This window comes from Variovorax sp. DAIF25, assembly GCF_050711835.1.
GTDB lineage: Bacteria > Pseudomonadota > Gammaproteobacteria > Burkholderiales > Burkholderiaceae_C > Variovorax.
In genome coordinates this window covers 3,870,564-3,887,680 of sequence record NZ_CP136636.1, presented here as the reverse complement: position 1 = coordinate 3,887,680, position 17,117 = coordinate 3,870,564, and the positions used below count along the sequence as shown (strand labels likewise).

Genomic DNA, 17,117 nt, shown 5'->3' with positions numbered 1-17,117 from the left:
GCCCGCGGGGCGCGCACCGCTCCACCCGGCCTTGCGCCGGGGATGGTCCGAATCTTTTCCCCCGACTGTTCCGGGGGAGCGCTCAGTCGTAGCGCACGGTCACGAGCGCAGTGGCGGCCGCCTGCGCCGCCAGCGACAACACCCCTCCGTCCTGCCCGATCGCCCGCTCGCTGCGTTGCGCGAGCGGCGTCGTCCGCCCCTGCGCATCGACGAACGCGATGGCCAGCGGCTGCGCGCCGAGCGCATCGACGCGCACGCTGGCGCTGGGCCGGTCGATCTCCTGGCGCAGGAAGCGGATCTCGGTGGTGCCGTTCGCCGTCACGCGGTGGGAGAGCGTGGCCGGCCTGGCATCGACGCGCATCTCGTAGGGTGCGCCGACGATCGCGCCAGTGAAGTGGATGGTCCCGTCGGCGGCCTGGGCCGCCAGCGGCAGAAGGCACAGGGCAAGCATTGCCGGACGTGCCAGGTTTCGAAGCGTCGACACGTGATGGTTCACGCTGGCTCCCTTCTCGCTGCTCAGTTGGCTCCCTTATTTCTGAACAGAATGAAACCATTCTTTACAAGTGAATGCAAGCAATTGTTTCCGTCCTGACGAGGGGTTGTCAGCCGATCCGGGGCGATGTAGGGGCTGTCACCACGCTGTCGCGCCAGCGTGTTCGCGCGGCGCGGCGTCAGCGATCAGGAATGGGGGGCGGGCTCGGGCGGCGCGTCGCTGGCCTCGATGAACAGCCGCTTGATCATCGGAAAGCGCGCGCGCACCTGCCGCTCGATCGCGGCGATGGCCGCGGCGGCTTCGCCGGTGTCGGTGTCGTCCTTGAAATTGACGTCGACGATCGCGAGCACCTGGTCGGGTCCGATGTACATCGACAGCACGCGGCCCACCTCCTCCACGCGCGGTTGCGCCATCGCCAGCTCGCGGATCGCGCGCGCCGTCTCGGGCCGCACGCCCTCCCCGATCAGCAGGCCGCGCGACTGGGCGATCAGCAGCAGCGCCACGCCCGCGAGCAGCAGGCCGATCACCATCGAGGCCGCGCCGTCGAACACCGGCATGTCGAAGCGGTGCCCGAGGTAGATGCCCAGCGCCGCCACCGCGAGGCCGGCCAGCGCGGCCGAGTCCTCGGCCAGCACGGTGTAGGTGGTCGGGTCCTTGCTGCGGTCCAGCGCCTGCCAGAACGGCGTGCCGCCGGCCTGGGCGCGGAACTGCCGCAGCGCGATCAGGAAGCTCGTGCCCTCGAACACCGCCGCGGCCGCGAGCACCACGTAGTTCCAGGTCGGATCGCGCAGCGGCTCGGGATGGCGGATGTGCTCGATGCCTTCATAGAAGGACACGCCGCCGCCGAGCCCGAAGATCAGCACCGCGACGATAAGGCTCCAGAAGTAGAGCTCCTTGCCATGGCCGAACGGATGCTCCACGCTCGCCGGGCGCTTGCTCAGGCGCAGGCCGACCAGCAGCAATATGCCGTTGAAGGTGTCGACCGACGAATGGATGCCCTCGGACAGCATCGCCGAACTGCCGGTGATGCCGGCCACGACGAACTTCGTGACCGCGATGGCGATGTTGGCGCCGATCGCGCCGTAGATGGCGATGCGGGATTCGGCCATGGCGGGGCTGGCCGGCCCCGGCCTCAGGGCAGGCCGAGATAGATGCGCAGGTCGTCCCGCTGGGTGCCGGCCGAGGCGACGGCGGTGCGAAGCCGCTCTTCCGACACTCCGAACCATTCGGTCCAGTAGTCGACTTCCTTGAGATCGGTCACGTCGATCCGGTCATCGTCCCTGGGGATGCGGATCTGAAGGTCTTCGGACATCGGGCGTTCTCCTGCGTTGAAGCCACGCAGTGTCGCGAGCGCGCGGCGCCACGAGGCCGGACGCGGACGACAGCGCGTGCAGGACGGCATCCATGCGCGCGGCGCAGGCAGGAAGCTCAGGCGGCCTCGCGCGATGCGGCCCCGAGCGCGTCGTTGCCCGCTTCCCCGAGCCAGCGCCGCTTGTCGCGCAGCGGTGGCGCGCCGAACATGCGGCCGTATTCGCGCGCGAACTGCGAGGGGCTTTCGTAGCCCACGTCGTGCGCCGCCGTCGCCACGTCGGCGCCGGTCAGCAGCATCAGCCGCCGGGCCTCCTGCAGGCGCAGCTGCTTCTGGTACTGCAGCGGGCTCATCGCGGTCACGGCCTTGAAGTGGTGGTGGAACGAGGACACGCTCATGTGCACCGCGCGCGCCATGTCCTCCACCTTCAGCGACTGCGCGAAGTTCACGCGCAGCGCGCTGATCGCCTTGGCCACGCGCTGGGTGTGGCTGTCCTGCAGCGCGATCTGCCGCAGCCGCGCGCCCTCGCCGTTCACCAGCAGCCGGTACATGATCTCGCGCTTGATCAGCGGCGCCATGATCGGCACGTCCTCGGGCGTTTCCAGCAGGCGCAGCAGCCGCAGCACCGGCTCGAGCACGGGCATCGCGATGCGGTTGACGTACATGCCGCGCGAGGCCGGTGCATTGGCCTTGGCCGGCAGCTGCTCGTTGCGGATCAGCTCGCCGATCTCGTCGACCGCGAGCTCGAGCCGCACGCCCAGGTAGGGCTCCTGCTCGCTGGTCACGCGCACCTGGCCGCACACCGGCAGGTCGACCGAGGTCACCAGGTAGTGCATCGGGTCGTACACGTAGATGTCGTCGCCCACCATGATCCGCTTGGAACCCTGCGCGATCAGGCCCAGCGCGGGCGTCTGCATCGCGTGCTTGGGGCCGTCGGGCTTGCTGACGCAGTAGACGAACAGGCCGGGCACCGCGGTGTCGACGGAGCCGTCGCGGCCGCCGGTCACCAGGTTGATCAGGCGCACCAGCTCCTTGCGGGCTTCGTCGAGTTCGGGTTCGAGCGGCAGCGGCGTGCCGATGGCGGAAAGGATGTCGGGGGTTTCGTCGGACATGTGGCGGGGTCCTTGTCACGGTGGAGAAACAAGCGGCTCGGAGCTTAAACCTGCCCTGGCGCCAGCGCACGCCTGCGGCCACCGGTCTGGAGAATTAGGCAAGACCTTTGCAGGAACGCGCTGGCCCCGGGGCGGTGCCCGGCCGGATACTTTTCGCAGCCCTCCGGGCTTCCCAACGCAAAGGAATTCTTTCGATGCAATACCGCAAATTCGGCCGCACCGGCCTCTTCGTCTCCGAACTCTGCCTCGGCACCATGACCTTCGGCGGGTCTTCGGGCATCTGGGGCCAGATCGGCGATCTCCAGCAATCCGACGCCGAGGCGCTCGTCGGCCGCGCGCTCGACGCCGGCATCAACTTCATCGACACCGCCGACGTCTATTCCGAAGGCCAGTCGGAAATCATCACCGGCCAGGCGCTCAAGAACCTCAAGGTGCCGCGCGACAAGGTGGTGGTGGCGACCAAGGTGCTCGGCGAGACCGGCAGCAAGGGCGTCAACTCGGCCGGCGCCTCGCGCTACCACATCATGGACGGCGTGAAGGCCAGCCTGCAGCGGCTGCAGCTCGACCACATCGACCTCTACCAGATCCACGGCTTCGACCCCGCCACGCGGATCGAGGAAACCGTGGAGGCGCTCGACACCCTGGTGCGCCACGGCCACGTGCGCTACGTGGGCGTGTCGAACTGGGCCGCCTGGCAGATCGTCAAGGCGCTGGGCATCGCCGAGCGCAAGGGCCTGGCACGCTTCGAATCGCTGCAGGCCTACTACACCATCGCGGGCCGCGACCTCGAGCGCGAACTGGTGCCGATGCTGCGCAGCGAGGAGGTCGGCCTGATGGTCTGGAGCCCGCTGGCCGGTGGCTTCCTCAGCGGCAAGTACAGCCGCGCGGGCGAGGCGCAGCAGGCCGAGCAGGGCAGCCGCCGCATCGCCTTCGACTTTCCGCCGGTCGACAAGGAACGCGCCTTCGACTGCATCGACGTCATGCGCGAACTGGCCGAGGCGCGCAATGTCTCGGTGGCGCAGATCGCGCTGGCCTGGCTGCTGCACCAGCCGGTGGTGACCAGCGTGATCATCGGCGCCAAGCGTGTCGACCAGCTCGACGACAACATCGCCGCCACCGCCATCCAGCTCGATGCCGACGAGCTCGCGCGGCTCGACAAGGTCAGCGCGCTGCCGGCCGAGTACCCGGGCTGGATGCTCGAGCGCCAGGGCGGCGTGCGGCGCCAGCGCGTGGCGGATTCGCTGTCGCGCGGCTGAGCCGACGAAAGGGCCGCCGCGCGGCGGCCCTGCCCTACTTCTTCGGCTGCACCTCGAAGGCCAGCAGCTGCGTGATCTGGCTCGCGGTGTTGAAGTTGTTGTCCGACACCAGCACCAGCGTGTCGTTGCCGTTGGGCAGCTTCGGTCCCCAGGTGATGCCCTCGATGTTGTCGAGCTTGGCCAGCCCCAGCGTGTTGAGGTCGAGCACCAGGCGCTTGCGCACCGGCTTGTAGTCGGCGCCCACGAGGCTGGCGAGGCCGCGCACGTCGGTGGCGCCCTCGGTCTCGATCTCGTAGAGGCGGATGTAGTTGCTGTAGTTGCCGTCGGCGGCCTGCACGCCCGCGCGCTCGATCACCAGGAACTGGTGCTCGTTGATCGCGAGCATCTCCGACACGCCGTTGTCGGCGTTCGGTCCGGTGGGCGCCTTGGGGATCGCATCGATCGGATAGGCCACCTGGCGCAGCACCGCGCCCGCGCGGTCGAACTGCGTGAAGCGCGAGACCGCGCCGCTCGTGGGCATGGGCAAGGGGCCGTCCTCGTAGATCGGCGCTTCCATGCCGACCCACAGGCTCTTGCCGTCGGCCGAGAAGCTCAGCGCCTCGTAGGTCGCGTTGTTGCGCGAGCCCTTCTCCTGCGTCGGCGACATCCTGAACATCGCGGGCGCCGGCAGGATCAGGTTGGCCACGCCATCGATGGCCATGCGTGCCACGAAGGGATCGAGGCCGCGTGCGCGGTCGCCCTCGCTGCCCCACCACAGGCCGCCGCCCTGCGGGTCGATGCGGAACGATTCGGGATCGGCCGCGATGCTGGGACTGCCGGAGACGTTGGAATAGACCTTGCCGTTCATGTCCTTGAGCGCGATCGTCGAACGGAAGCGCACCGAGGAGAAGCGCTGGCCGTCGTAGTCCAGCTCGGCCGTGTGGAAGCGCGACGAGACGCGGTCGTCGCTGAGGAAATACCAGAGCCTGGTGGCCGGGTCGTAGTCGACCGCCGAGAGCCCGCCGACCTGCACGCCGTCGATCTTCAGGTCGTTGGCCAGTACCTGTTCGCCGATCAGCCGCACGCTCTGCACGCTGCGCTCGGGTGCGGGCGCCGGCGCGGGTGGCGGCGCCGCGGGCGCGGGCGCCGGTGCCACCGGCAGGAACACGGCGCCGTCGCCACCCCCGCCGCAGGCGGTCAGGACCGTGGCCGCGCAGAGCGCCGCTGCCAGAAGACGAAGAGCGGCGGGCTTGAAGGGAGGTGCGAAGGAAGGCATCGGGCGCTGCGCGAGTGGGCGAAGCGCCGGATGCTAGGCAGGGCAGATGACGGTTCGGTGAAGCCGCGCCGCCCACGACGCCGGGAGCGCCCCCGCTCAGCCCGTGTTCCGGCGCACCAGCGCCGCGATGTATTCGCGCAGCGAGACGCGCCCGCGCTCGGGGTTCTCGGCCTCGTACTTCTTCTCGAGCGTGACGCGCGTCATCGCCGCATACGAGGCCGCGCCCGCGTCCGAGAAACCCATCGCCTTGAACGCATGCTCCCACTGGCTGCGCGGCGTCTGGACCGCGCGCACCGGCTTGTTCAGCGCCAGCGCGAAGGCCTCGGCCACATCCGCGCTGGTGTAGGCCTCGGGCCCTTCCACGTGGTGCGGGCCCGAGTCCTTGGCCGGCCCTTCCATCAGCCGGGCCGCGAACTGGCCCAGGTCGCGCGGCGCCACCATCGGCAGCGCGAAGTCGACCGGGTACATGGTGTGGACCACGCCCTGCTGCTGCGCCGTCTGCAGCGACAGGTCCCAATTGCTCATGTAGTAGGCCGCGCGGATCACGGCGGTGGGAACCGGCTGGGCCGCGAGCGCCTGCTCCATCTCGTAGAGCACGCCGAGGTCGCCGATGCGCTCGCCGGGCTGCGCGCCATAGGCCGACTCGGCCACGATCTTCTCGAGGTCGGCGCCTTCCACCGCGCGCAGGATGCTGCGCAGGCTGCGCCGTTCCTCGGCCGCGGTGTCGGTCGAGGGCGCCGCGGGCGGGTTCAGCAGGAACAGGCGCTTGCCGCCGGCCAGCACGCGCTGGAACGCGGCGACGTCGAACACGTCGACCACCGCGACCTTGGCGCCCTTCTTGCGCAGCGCCCCGGTCTTCGCGGCCTGGCGCGTGATGACGGTGACGGGCTGGCCCTTGGCCAGCAGGGCTTCGGCCAGGGCCGAGCCCACGTGGCCGGTGGCTCCGAGGATGATGTGCATGGTGTCTCCGTGAGTGTGCTTGCGCTCAACCGCGCTGCTCGTTGCGCTTGCGCGTGGCCGCGGCCTTGCGCGCCGAGGCCGATCGCGCGGCTGCGGGCCGGCTCGCCGCCGCGGCACCTCCCTTGTGGCCGCCCTTGCGCGACGGCGCATGGTTCTCGACCTTGCCGCGGCCCGAGCCGCTCTTCTTGCCGCCGCCGGTCTCGGCATTGACGGTGGCCCAGGCACGGCGCTCGGCCTCGCCCTTGCCCACGCCGCGTTTCTCGTAGCCGTCCTCGATGTGTTCGGCTTTGCGTCTCTGCTTGTCCGTGTAGGACGACTTGTCGCCTCTTGGCATGGTCATCGCTCCTGTGTGGATGAAGATGAAAACCATGCTGCGCGCGCCGCGTGCACCCCGGGTAAGAAAAGCCAAGCGGCCTGCGTCAGTGCTGTCCGTCGTCGGCGACGCCACAGGGATGCATCGAGGTGTGTGGCAGAAGGCGGTGCTTCAGGCCTCCGGCCCTCCGCGATGGCGATCCAATCAGCGGATGCCTTCGCGCTCGGCGACCGAGCGCGCGTCGCGCGCCCACACCTGCAACACGAAGTCGTCCTCCTCGTGCAGCACCAGCCGCGCGAGGCCGAGCGCGGCCAGTGCGCCGTGCACGTCGGCGGTCGAGAGGCTGCGCTGCGCGAAGTCGGGGCGCCAGTCGCAGGCCACCAGCGTGCCGTCGACATCCAGCGTGCGTTCGCAGCAGGCGGCCACGCGGCCCATGGCCTCGCGATCCAGAAAGTAGCCGATCTCGCTGAGCACGATCAGATCGAAACGGCCGGGGCCCGGCTGTGGCTCGAGCGGCCAGTCCTCGGGCAGCGTCTGCTGTCGTACCTCGACATGGCCGAGCCCGGCCGTGCGCCGCCGCGCGGTCGCCACCGCCTGCGCCGAGAAATCGCTCGCGAGCAGCCGGTCGCAGCGCGGGGCCAGTTCCAGCGTGAGTTCGCCGATGCCGCAGCCGGGCTCGAACGCGTCCCGGTAGTTCGGCCGCGGCAATGCGGCGAGCAGCACCGCGCGTTTGCGTGCCTCGTACCAGCGCGCGCGCAGCGCATAAGGGTCCTCGCTGGCCGCGTAGAGCGCGTCGAAGTACGGGCGGTGCGTGTCGCTGCTCACAGGAAGACCACTTCGTACGGCCGCTGCGCGCGCGCCAGCGTGGTGGCGCGCAGCACCGGCGGCGCACCGGTCGATGGATCGCGCCGCAACTGGCTCGTGAAGGCGCGCACCGCATCGCGCTTGCGCCGCAGCGCCTCGGGGTCGAGCAGCAGGCGCCGTGCGTGCCGCCATGGCATGCGCGCATCCGCGGGACGTGCCCAGTGCCAGCCCCAGACCGGCACCTCGACCAGCCGCGCGCCCGCGCTCGCGGCCGCCAGCGCGCAGGCCTGGCCCGTGGCCTCGTGGTCGGGATGGCCATCGCGGCGCCAGGTCGTGAAGACCACGTCGTGCGGCCGCAGCAGCGACACCAATTGCGCCGCCAGCATGGCCTGCACCGCCTGCAGCCCGCCGTCGGGCAGCGCGAGCCGCACCGGCTCGATCGACAGGCCCAGCCGCTCGAGCGCGCGCAGGCTTTCGCGCGGGCGGTTGCGCGCCAGCCGCTCGGGCGGCCACACGGCCGATCCGCGATGGCTGGCGGTGCCGTCGGTCACGGCGATCACCACCACCTCGCGGCCCTGCTGCGCGAGCTGCGCCAGCAGGCCGCCGACCGCGAGCACCTCGTCGTCGGGATGCGGCGCCACGACCACGACGCGCGCGCCCGCGGGCACCAGTTGTTCCGCATCGATGGCGGGGAGTCGGGCCAGCCCGGGCCAGTCGTTCCATTCGTCCTCGGTGGTGCCGTCGCCGCGGATCGCACGGCGGGCCGGGTCGTCGAGTGCCTTGTTCGTCACAGCGCCCATGCGGCACTCCTTTCGTCGAAAACGATCTGCCCCAGCGCGGCCAGGTCGCGCTCGGCATGGCTTTGGCGCAAGTACACCGGCAGGTCGGCCATCGCGCGCGCGAAGCGCGCATCGCGGCACAGCGGCGCGGCACCGAGCGCGCGGCCCGCGTGGCGCAGCACCGTTTCGGCGGACTGCTCCACCACGAGGCGCGCATTCAGGGCCACGCGGCGGGCGTCGTCGGCCGGATGGGTGTCGATCCAGTGCGCGGCCTGCTGCAGCACCGCGGCGCCGCCGGCCAGCGCGGCATCGATGGCGCCAAGGTGCGCGAGCCGATGCGCGTCCGGCTTGGCGCCCCGTGCCGCGAGCGCGAGCACCTGGCGCGAGATGCCGAGCGCGCCGCCCCACCAGCAGGCCGCGATGCCCGCACCGCCCTGCCAGAAGCCCGGCCGGCTCACGTAATCGCCCGGCCTGCCGACCGGCACCGCGAGCGCATGGTCGAAATGCACGTCGACGCTCGCGCTCGCCGCCATGCCGACAGCCTCCCAGCCTTCATCCGAGACGCGAACGCCCGGCTGCCGGAGCGACACGGCCGCGAGGCAGGCACGGCCCTCCTCGTCGTGCACGCTGACGATCGCATGCGTGAGACCCGCGGCGCCCGAGCACCAGGCCTTGCGCCCGTCGAGCCGCATGGCGCCGGGACAGCCCTCCTCGGGCCGCATGGCGACGCGCGCATCGGGCGGTTCGGCGCACCAGGTGCCCCAGCGCGAGCCGGGCGGCACGGCGGGGCCATGCAGCTCGGCCAGTATCGCGAGCGCATCGGTGTGGCCCTCGTAGAGCTTGGCCAGCGAGAGATCGTGTGCCGCGACCTCGGCCAACGCACGCCAGCGCATCAGCGTGCGGCCCTGGGCGGGCCAGGGCACGCGGTCGGCGCCGGCTTCGACGAGGCGGGTCAGTGCGGCCGCAGGATCGGCGGGAAGCCGAAGCCGCTCGAGGGTGTCGCTGCTGAGGTCCTCCGTCATGGATCGTGGGCGTCGCCGTGTCTGTGTGGGCCTGTTGAACTCACGCGACCATAGACAGCGCCTTTCCCCCGTCCCGTCGGCAGGCAGCCTCCGGCCTTGTAGGAGCAGCGGTGACGCGCCCCTCCACCGAGCGCGATCAGTCCCCGAGCACCTTCTCGAGATCCGCCTTCAGGCTGGTGGCGCGCTCGGGTGCCTTCGCCAGGCCCGTGTCGACCAGTGCCTGGGCGATCGACCGCTCGCCCAGGTGCACCGCGATCCGCGCGAGGTGCAGTGCCGTGCGCGCATGGATCGCGGTCGGATCGGTCTCGCGCAGCATCTGCACGAAGCCCTGCGGATAGCTGCCGTGCCGCGCGAAGAAGGCGCGTCCGGGTCCGGACCATTCGCTCACGATGAACGCGACCGTCTCCTCGGTTTCCGCCATCGAGCTGCCATAGGCCCAGCCGTAGGCCGGTCCGGGCGGCGGGTCCATGCGGTCGCGGAACACGCAATGCGATTCCTCGATCTCCGTCGGCGCGACCTGGCCACCGCCTTCGGTCGGCAGGAAATCGAGGTGCGCGCCGAGGTTCAGGTAGCACTGCTTGCCGCCGCTCGCGCCCTGCACGTTGAACACATGGATCACCGGGCCCTCGATGCGTCGCAAGGTCTGGCCCGTGCCCTCGAAGCCTTCGGCCTGGAGCACGGGATAGAGCTGGCGGGTCAGCAGCTTGAGGAAGGCGGCTCGGGTGGTCATCGGCTTCGTGGTGCGAGTGGATGGAAAGGCGCATTCTGACCGCGCCATCGTGTTCGCTATGCTCGCCCCCGCGTTTCAGGAGAACGACGGATGGCAGTGGTGGCACAGGATCAGCGGATGGCGGCCTTGCGCGAGCTCGGCGTGTCCGAGGCCATGCAGCGGCTCGCATCGGGCGACTGCCTGCAGGAGGCCTTCAGGGGCTGCTGCCTCGGACCGCCCTTCTATGTCTACCACGGCGCTGCAGTGCCCGAGGGCCCGGCGCTGGTGCCGCTGTGGGACCGCGACAGCCGCGTCGCGGCCGTCTGGCGCCAGCACGACGGCCTGGCGTTCATCGAGTTCAGCATCGAGGACCCCGGCGCCTTCGAAGTGCTGGCCCGCACCGAGCAAGGCTTCTGGGCCAGCCGCTTCGACTTCCTCTACGAATGCGACCTCACCATCGAGACGCTGCGACAGGCCGCCGACTCCGTGGGCTTCCGCTTCCTCGATCGCCACCTGGCATCGCGCGAAGCCGCCGAGGATGGTCTGACGAGCTTCGCGGCGCATCGCAGCTGGCTGCACGCCCTGGTCGCGGAGATCGACCGCGACGCGGCCGACCCCGGTCTCAGCGCCCGAGCGGCGCGAACGCCGTCGCCTTGATCTCGACCAGTCCCCCGTCGGGGTTCAGCTCGGCGACGGCCAGTTCCACCGCCGCGGGATAAGGCGCCGCGAAGAACTCGTCGCGCACGCGCGCCATGGCCGCGAGCTGGCCGGCCTTGTCCAGGCGCAGCTTCGCGCTGCCGAAGACATGGAACATCTGCAGCTCGACCACGTCGTCGAGCCGCGCGTCGCAGGCGAGCAGCAGGCGCTCGATCTGGCGGAAGACGCTGCGCAGCTCGTCCTCGAAGCCGGGCTCGTCCATCGCCTCGGGGCCGCGCTGGCAGGCCACGATGCCCGAGAGATGGACGACATCGCCGGCGCGTCGCGCGGGTGCGTAGTGGAACTGCGCGACATCCGCCGCGAGCGCGTCGGGGATCACGACCTTGCCGGTGCGCGTGGGAATCTCGCGCATGCCGTCGATGGAAATCGGGTTCATCGTTTCAATGGAATGATTGTTCAAGAATTTGGCCAAAAAAGCGGACCGCGAAGGTCCGCCGTCATGAAACGCAGGCCGGCGTCAAAGCCTCGCGAGCGTCCCCTCCATCGCGTCCTCGAGAAAGGCGCGATCGGGCATCGACTGGCCGAGGATGCGCAGGCCGTAGTAGCTCGCGAGAAAGGCGCGCGCCATCTCCAGCGGCTGCCGCTCGCCGCGGAACTCGCCGTTGCGCTGCCCCACCGCGAACAGGTGGCACAGCAGCTGTTCGAGCCGCACCACGTAGACGCGGCTGATCTCGGCCACCGCCGGGTCCTTGCCCGCGCGGTCCAGCGCCGCGAGCAACGCCATGCAGCCGCGCCGCTGGCGCGGATCGAGGTCGCCCTCGATGCCCCACAGCATCAGGCCGCGCAGCCGCTCCTTCGCGCTGCCGGGTCCGTTGAGGATGCGCGTCTGCGCCTCGATGCCGAGCTCCTGGTAGCGCAGCAGCGCCTGCTCGTAGAGCTGCTGCTTGCTGCCGAAGGCGTTGTAGAGGCTGCCGCGACCCAGGCCCGTCTGCTGGCACAGCGCCTCGGCCGAGCTGCCGTCGTAGCCGTTCGACCAGAACACGTCCATCGCCGCCTCGACCACGGCGGTGTCGTCGAAGCCGCGCGGCCGGCCGCTCACCGCGTGGCCTCGGCCACGGCCCAGCTGTCCTCGAGCATGTGGTAGCGCACGATCAGGCCGTCGCGTACGCCGATGTCGAAGGCGAAGGCGGTCTCGATCAGCCGGCCGGTGCGCTTCACGCGCGTGGCCAGGTCGCCGAGCACCACGGCACGCCCGGGCCCCACGAGGATGGCGTCGATCGCGAAGCGCTCGGGCGCCACGTGTTCGCGCAGCTGGCGGAAGAACTCGGCCACGCCATGCCGGCCGCTCTTGCGGCCGATCCACGGCACGGTTGCCGTGTCGCCCGCGATGAACCAGTCGACGTCCTCGCTGAACAGGGTGGCGATCTCGGCCGGATCGGCGCCTTCCCGGTTCTTGCGGAACAGGGTTTCCACGAGTTCTCGCACCGCGGCATCGGTCATGTCTACATCCCCCAAAAAGAAGGGGCCGGTCCCGTACCGGCCCCTCGAATCGATTCTATGGCTTACTGTAACGATCGATCAAATATCGACGACCGATGCCCCCGCTCACGCGAGGGGCGGCGCGTCAGCCCGTCACGGGGATGGGCCTGAACGACCAGACCAGCGGCGTGTAGTTCGCATAGTCCACGTCGACCACGACGGCGATCGGGTCGGGGATCGACGGCGCCGCCGCATTGCTGGTACCGATGACCTTGGCATTGAGCTCGTTGCTCACCACGGACTTGCTCTGGATGAACCAGTAGCCGAGGACTTCGCTGGGCATCAGGCACCAGAGTTGGTTCTTGCGCTGGTCATCGTCCTTGGAGATCGGCGCCACCACCACGTTCTGCTCGGTGGCCAGGGTGAGCACGAAGCCGGTGGTCATGGTCGTCTGCAGGTACCACCAGCCGGGTGCGCCCGCGGGGATGAAGCGCCACGCCTGGTTGGGTCCATCGTTCGGCGGATAGGCGATGACCTGCCGGTTCGGGGCGGGGTTGTTCCCGTAGACGTCGAGGACCAGGCTCGGCTTGCCGAACTGGCCGATGACGAAGGGCTGTTCCGGCGTGATGAAGTAGGCATCGGGTGCAATGAATCCCGGGTCGGTGATCGGCATCATTTCTCCTGTTCGCAATGGGTGGGAATGGCGGCGTTCAGGGCTCGAGCGGCTGATCGCTCGAACCGCCCGGCCAGTACTTGTCGATGAGCTGGTAGGCCGTCTCGAGATCCAGCTTGTTGCCGTGGTCTTCCAGCAGCGAGATGGCCTGCGGGCTCGTGGAGTTCTCGGGGATGAAACACGGCAGCCGCGGATTGAGGTTGGTGAAGCGGTCCCCGAGCATCAGCTTGGCCAGGGTCGGCATCAGGTTGTCCGAGGTGCCGTTGAGGCACATGTCGAGCATCGGCGAGGACCGCTCCTGGTTCATCAGGAACGGTGTCGTGTTCTCGAACGGATTCGGCACGCCGTCCATCCATTGGCGCGCACCCCATTCGTAGGTGTTGGGCGCGACCCAGTCGGGCATCAATCCGGTGCCGATGGTGATGGCCGAGATGTCCTCGAGCTTGTGTCCGTTGTGCACGGCCAGCGCGATCGCGGCCATCGTGGGATCGTGGTTGAAGAAGGCGCCGTCGACATTGCCTTCGAAGGAATTGAGCTGGCCCGGCATCGAGCCGCTCGAGGTCGCGGCCTTGGCGATGGGGTAGTTCACATGCCCGTCGAAGCCGTCCTTCAGGTCGGCCTCGGTCAGCATGTTGGTGACCATCCAGGGCGACCACGGCTTGGGGACCACGATGCCGTCGACCAGTTCGAGACCGCCCACGTTGAAGGTCACGAACAGCACCTTCTTCCGGGTCTCGTCGCCGACCTTCTTGGCGCCGTGCAGCAGGTCCTGCGTTTCGTACACCGACTTGATCGGATAGGCCGGCGCCGTCGGATCGGTGTTCATGTTGTCGTAGAAGTTCAGCTCGCCGTGCGTGAAGAGATGGATGATCTCCTCGGGCGTCTTGCCCGCCAGCAATTCGCTCGTGATGATCGAGCCGGTCGAGCAACCCGCGATCAGGTCGACATCGCGAATCAGGTCGGGCCTGTATTCCTTCAGTCGCTTGAGAATCGTGACCGACATGAGTCCGCGAATTCCGCCGCCCACGAAAGCCAGGATGGTGAATTTCTTTGCCACTGGAAAGACTCCTTTAGGACATATCCCGAGATGGGACGCGGAGTCTCTTCTTCGCCGTCAATCGTCGTCTACGAGTGGATTCCCGCTGAATTGGAATGTTGTACAACCCAATGGATTAGCGCCCACGGCAATCCGTTGCGAGAAGAAAGTTCAATGGCGGAATAGATAATTCCGCATCAATTGGATGGTCTATTCGACATGGCGAATGATCGCATTGCAATGCATTCGATGGAATTGAGATTGCAGCTTTCGATTGGCAGATCGATGTGACGGCATCGTGACCGTCAATGCCCGAACACCAGCAGCAGATTGTTCGCGGGCATCTCGTGCCGCGCATGCAGGCGCAGTCCCGCATCGCGCGCCTGCGCTTCCACGTCCTTCAACGGGCGGATGCCCCAGGCCGGATCGCGCTCGCGCAGGCTCCGGTCGAACGCGAGGTTGCTCGGCGCCGGCACCGTGCCTTCCTCGAAGTAAGGCCCGTAGGTGACCAGCACGCCCCCGGGCCGCAGATGCCGCGCCGCGCCCTGCATCAGCGCGGCACAGGTGGCCCATGGCGAGATGTGCAGCATGTTCGCGCAGTAGATCGCATCGAAATCCTGCGCGAAGGCCGCGCCTTGCGAGGGCCAGGGTGCATCCATCACGTCGAGCAGTACGGGCGACCTGAGGCCGGGCAGCCCGGCCTGCTCGACGCGGCGCGCGAGCGCGGGCAGCGCGCGCGCATCGGCATCGCTGGTCTGCCAGGTCCAGCTGGGCAAGGCCGTCGCGAACCACTCGGCATGCTGGCCCGTGCCCGAGGCGATCTCGAGCGCCGCGCCCTCATCGCCGAGGAGGTCGCGCAGCCGCTCGAGAATCGGTTGCTTGTTGCGGTCGGCGGCGGGGCTGAAGGAAAGATCGGACATGCGGTGCTCGGTGGCGATGGGCGGGAGCCGGAGGCTATCAGCCCTCGACCGGCACGTGGAAATCGATCACCGCACCGGGCCGCGTGGGTTCGAACTTTCCGTCGTAGAGCTCGAAGTCCGGGCTGTCGGCCAGCTTGAGGCCCGAGGCCGGGATCAGCTGGCCCCAGATGGTCGCCATCGCGTTCTTCACCTGCGGGTGCAGCGCCGATCCGTCGAGCGTGATGCGAAACACCGCATAGGTCGCGGCCGGGATGCGCTTCTCGCTGAAGCCCGCGGGCAAGGTGCTGCCGGGCGCGATGCCCACGCCCGCCATGTAGTCGAAGCTGCCCTCCTCCCGGTCGACGCTCCAGACCGCGCCGTAGGTGGCCCAGCTCGGTTCCTGGCCCTTGAACGGCAAGGCGCCGATCAGGGCGGACCACAGCTGCGGAATCTCGGCGCGGCTCTCCTGGTCGAAGCGCCGGGCCGGGCCGGCGATGCTGAAGGCCTCGAGGCGCACGAGGTCGGGCAGCCGGGTCACGGCGGTGGAGGTGCTGATGGGCAGGTTCATGGGATATTGGCCTTCGATGGGTGTGAGCGCGAAGCCGGCGCGAAAGCGTCCGGGCGACACGCCGAAGATGCGCTTGAACGCGCGGGTGAATGCTTCCTGCGACTCGAAGCCGCAATCGAGCGCGAGCTCGACGAGCTTGAGCTCCGGCTCGTCGCAGAGCCGGCGCGCGCCGCGCACCAGCCGGCGGCCACGCACATAGGCCATCACGCTGCGGCCCATGCGCGCGGTGAAGAGCCGCGAGAAGTGATACGGCGACAGTCCCGCCTGCTGCGCGATGCGATCGAGCGTGAGCGTGTCGTCGAGCCGCGCCTCGATCCAGGCGATGAGCTCGGCGATCAGGTCGGGGGTGGGTCGGTCCATGCCGCGATCATCGGCCACGCGGGCGCGGCGCGTCCTGACCGAACTTGCTGTCGAGCCCTTCGCGTTCGCTAGATCAGCCGCCGGATCGGCTTGCGCTTCCACACGCCGTGGAAGTACAGCGCCTGCAGCCCCAGCGCCACCAGGTAGGTCAGCGGATAGGAGACCCAGACGCCGCGCAGGCCGAGCGCCTGCTGCAGCACCCAGGCCAGCGGAAACAGCAGCACGGCCAGGCAGCCCAGCGAGATCGCCGTGGGCACGCGCACCGTGCCGGCCGCGCGCATCACGCTCGTGAACACGCTCGCCATGCCGAAGGCCACGCTGCCCCAGACCGTGATGCGCAGCACCGAGGCCGCGAGCTCGATCACGACGGGGTCGTTGCTGAACAGGCTCACCGCGAGCGGCGCCGCCAGCGACACCAGCGCGGCCAGCCCGGCCGTGAGCGCGAGGTTCATCCACAGGCCCACGCGCTTGACGTGGTCGATCTCGTCCAGGCGGCCGGCGCCGATGGCCTGCGCCGCGAACACCGAGGCGGCGATGGCGATCGACATCGCCGGGAACTGCACATAGGCCATCACCTGGCCCACCGTGCCCCAGGCGGCCGTCGCGCCGGGACCGTGGCGGTTCACGAGCGACAGCAGCATCGCGTCGGCCAGCGAACTCGTGATGAAGAAGAGCCCGGTGGGCACGCCGAGCCGCGCCACCGTCGCGAGCACGGGCGCGTTCCAGCGCAGGTGCTCACGCAGCTTCGCGGGTGCGAGCAGGCTGTCTTTGCGATGCAGGTGCCAGGCCAGCCACAGCACGGCCAGCGCGTTGCCCGTCATGCTGGCCCAGGCCGCGCTCTGGGTGCCGAGCCGCGGCAGCCCGAGCCAGCCGAGGATGAAGGCCGGCGTGAGCAGCACCCAGACCGAGGACGCCACCGCGAGCGCCTTGAGCGGCGTCACCGTATCGCCCAGGCCGCGCAGCAGCGCCGCCAGCATCAGGTGCACGAACAGCACGGGCATCGCGGCGAACAGCACGCGCGCATAGCCCACGGCATCGGCGAGCACGTCGCCCGGCGTGCCCAGCGCCTGCAGCACCGGGCCGATCCCCGCCGCGCCGATGCCCGCGATGACGCACGACAGCAGCAAGGTGCCCAGCAGCACCGAGCCCGCGACGCGCCGCACCTTGTCCGTGTCGCGCGCGCCCCAGGCCTGGCCCACGAGCACCGAGGCGCCCGTGCCCAGCCCGATCGCGAAGGCCATGCAGCACATGAAGAGCGGAAAGAAGCTGACCGCCGCGGCCAGCGAGCGCGTGCCGAGCAGCTTGCCCAGGTAGATGGTGATGGCCGTGCCGCCGAGCGCCTGCAGCACGTTGGTCAGGACCAGCGGTCCGAGGAAGACCAGGAAGCGTTGCCAGAGGGGGCGTGTGGAAGTGGACTCCATGGGGGGCGGATC

The 17,117-nt window shown here is 69.4% G+C and carries 21 protein-coding genes; 2 read left to right on the top strand and 19 right to left on the bottom strand.

The window, feature by feature from the left end:
* Positions 1-82: 82 nt before the first annotated feature.
* From R0232_RS18095 to R0232_RS18080, 4 genes are all read right to left on the bottom strand, one after another.
* Positions 83-496, bottom strand: a complete 414-nt coding sequence (locus R0232_RS18095; RefSeq protein ID WP_431508952.1) for a hypothetical protein — start codon at positions 494-496, stop codon at positions 83-85.
* Between the two features lie 182 nt (positions 497-678).
* Positions 679-1,602, bottom strand: a complete 924-nt coding sequence (locus R0232_RS18090) for a cation diffusion facilitator family transporter (RefSeq protein WP_431508951.1) — start codon at positions 1,600-1,602, stop codon at positions 679-681.
* A gap of 23 nt (positions 1,603-1,625) precedes the next feature.
* Positions 1,626-1,805, bottom strand: a complete 180-nt coding sequence (locus R0232_RS18085) for a DUF3606 domain-containing protein (RefSeq protein WP_093341927.1) — start codon at positions 1,803-1,805, stop codon at positions 1,626-1,628.
* Positions 1,806-1,921: 116 nt separating this feature from the next.
* Positions 1,922-2,914 (bottom strand): AraC family transcriptional regulator, encoded by a 993-nt coding sequence (locus tag R0232_RS18080; protein WP_431508950.1) that lies wholly within the window; start codon positions 2,912-2,914, stop codon positions 1,922-1,924.
* A gap of 194 nt (positions 2,915-3,108) precedes the next feature.
* Here R0232_RS18080 and R0232_RS18075 point away from each other — a divergent pair, with 194 nt between their 5' ends.
* Entirely contained in the window at positions 3,109-4,170 is a 1,062-nt protein-coding gene (locus R0232_RS18075) for an aldo/keto reductase (protein WP_431508949.1), read from the top strand.
* A gap of 34 nt (positions 4,171-4,204) precedes the next feature.
* Here the strand turns inward: R0232_RS18075 and R0232_RS18070 are convergent, their stop codons facing one another.
* The 7 genes from R0232_RS18070 to R0232_RS18040 form a co-directional block, all read right to left on the bottom strand.
* Positions 4,205-5,425: an esterase-like activity of phytase family protein gene (locus R0232_RS18070; RefSeq protein ID WP_431508948.1), complete on the bottom strand. Its 1,221-nt coding sequence runs from the start codon at positions 5,423-5,425 to the stop codon at positions 4,205-4,207.
* 96 nt (positions 5,426-5,521) lie between these two features.
* Positions 5,522-6,385 carry an NmrA family NAD(P)-binding protein gene (locus R0232_RS18065; protein ID WP_431508947.1) on the bottom strand — a complete coding sequence of 288 codons (864 nt, stop codon included), beginning with the start codon at positions 6,383-6,385 and terminating at the stop codon, positions 5,522-5,524.
* A gap of 25 nt (positions 6,386-6,410) precedes the next feature.
* Entirely contained in the window at positions 6,411-6,719 is a 309-nt protein-coding gene (locus R0232_RS18060; RefSeq protein ID WP_431508946.1) for a plasmid stabilization protein, read from the bottom strand.
* Between the two features lie 183 nt (positions 6,720-6,902).
* Positions 6,903-7,523: a class I SAM-dependent methyltransferase gene (locus tag R0232_RS18055; protein ID WP_431508945.1), complete on the bottom strand. Its 621-nt coding sequence runs from the start codon at positions 7,521-7,523 to the stop codon at positions 6,903-6,905.
* On the bottom strand, positions 7,520-8,302 hold the full coding sequence (locus R0232_RS18050; RefSeq protein ID WP_431508944.1) for a PIG-L deacetylase family protein: 783 nt from the start codon (positions 8,300-8,302) through the stop codon (positions 7,520-7,522). Before R0232_RS18050 ends, R0232_RS18055 begins: the two co-directional genes overlap by 4 nt.
* Positions 8,290-9,303 (bottom strand): acyl-CoA dehydrogenase, encoded by a 1,014-nt coding sequence (locus R0232_RS18045; protein WP_431508943.1) that lies wholly within the window; start codon positions 9,301-9,303, stop codon positions 8,290-8,292. Before R0232_RS18045 ends, R0232_RS18050 begins: the two co-directional genes overlap by 13 nt.
* A 136-nt stretch (positions 9,304-9,439) precedes the next feature.
* Positions 9,440-10,033 carry a DUF4304 domain-containing protein gene (locus tag R0232_RS18040; RefSeq protein WP_431508942.1) on the bottom strand — a complete coding sequence of 198 codons (594 nt, stop codon included), beginning with the start codon at positions 10,031-10,033 and terminating at the stop codon, positions 9,440-9,442.
* A gap of 90 nt (positions 10,034-10,123) precedes the next feature.
* Between R0232_RS18040 and R0232_RS18035 the strand changes: the two genes are divergently transcribed.
* The gene (locus R0232_RS18035; RefSeq protein ID WP_431508941.1) at positions 10,124-10,669 is read left to right on the top strand and encodes a hypothetical protein; all 546 of its coding nucleotides are present in this window, start codon (positions 10,124-10,126) and stop codon (positions 10,667-10,669) included.
* Here R0232_RS18035 and R0232_RS18030 read toward each other — a convergent pair.
* The 8 genes from R0232_RS18030 to R0232_RS17995 form a co-directional block, all read right to left on the bottom strand.
* On the bottom strand, positions 10,635-11,105 hold the full coding sequence (locus R0232_RS18030) for a Rid family hydrolase (RefSeq protein ID WP_431508940.1): 471 nt from the start codon (positions 11,103-11,105) through the stop codon (positions 10,635-10,637). The two genes, R0232_RS18035 and R0232_RS18030, sit on opposite strands and share 35 nt — an antisense overlap.
* Before the next feature lie 81 nt (positions 11,106-11,186).
* Positions 11,187-11,768 carry a TetR/AcrR family transcriptional regulator gene (locus tag R0232_RS18025; protein ID WP_208511671.1) on the bottom strand — a complete coding sequence of 194 codons (582 nt, stop codon included), beginning with the start codon at positions 11,766-11,768 and terminating at the stop codon, positions 11,187-11,189.
* Positions 11,765-12,169, bottom strand: coding sequence for a nuclear transport factor 2 family protein (locus R0232_RS18020; RefSeq protein WP_431508939.1), 405 nt, complete (start codon positions 12,167-12,169; stop codon positions 11,765-11,767). Before R0232_RS18020 ends, R0232_RS18025 begins: the two co-directional genes overlap by 4 nt.
* 124 nt (positions 12,170-12,293) lie before the next feature.
* Entirely contained in the window at positions 12,294-12,821 is a 528-nt protein-coding gene (locus R0232_RS18015) for an RICIN domain-containing protein (protein WP_431508938.1), read from the bottom strand.
* A 37-nt stretch (positions 12,822-12,858) separates the two neighbouring features.
* A complete protein-coding gene (locus R0232_RS18010; RefSeq protein WP_408908411.1) occupies positions 12,859-13,878 on the bottom strand; it encodes a patatin-like phospholipase family protein in 1,020 nt (339 codons plus the stop codon).
* Between the two features lie 284 nt (positions 13,879-14,162).
* Positions 14,163-14,777 (bottom strand): DUF938 domain-containing protein, encoded by a 615-nt coding sequence (locus R0232_RS18005; RefSeq protein WP_431508937.1) that lies wholly within the window; start codon positions 14,775-14,777, stop codon positions 14,163-14,165.
* A gap of 37 nt (positions 14,778-14,814) precedes the next feature.
* Positions 14,815-15,684 (bottom strand): helix-turn-helix domain-containing protein, encoded by an 870-nt coding sequence (locus tag R0232_RS18000; protein ID WP_431508936.1) that lies wholly within the window; start codon positions 15,682-15,684, stop codon positions 14,815-14,817.
* A gap of 68 nt (positions 15,685-15,752) precedes the next feature.
* The gene (locus R0232_RS17995) at positions 15,753-17,105 is read right to left on the bottom strand and encodes an MATE family efflux transporter (RefSeq protein ID WP_431508935.1); all 1,353 of its coding nucleotides are present in this window, start codon (positions 17,103-17,105) and stop codon (positions 15,753-15,755) included.
* Positions 17,106-17,117 lie beyond the last annotated feature (12 nt).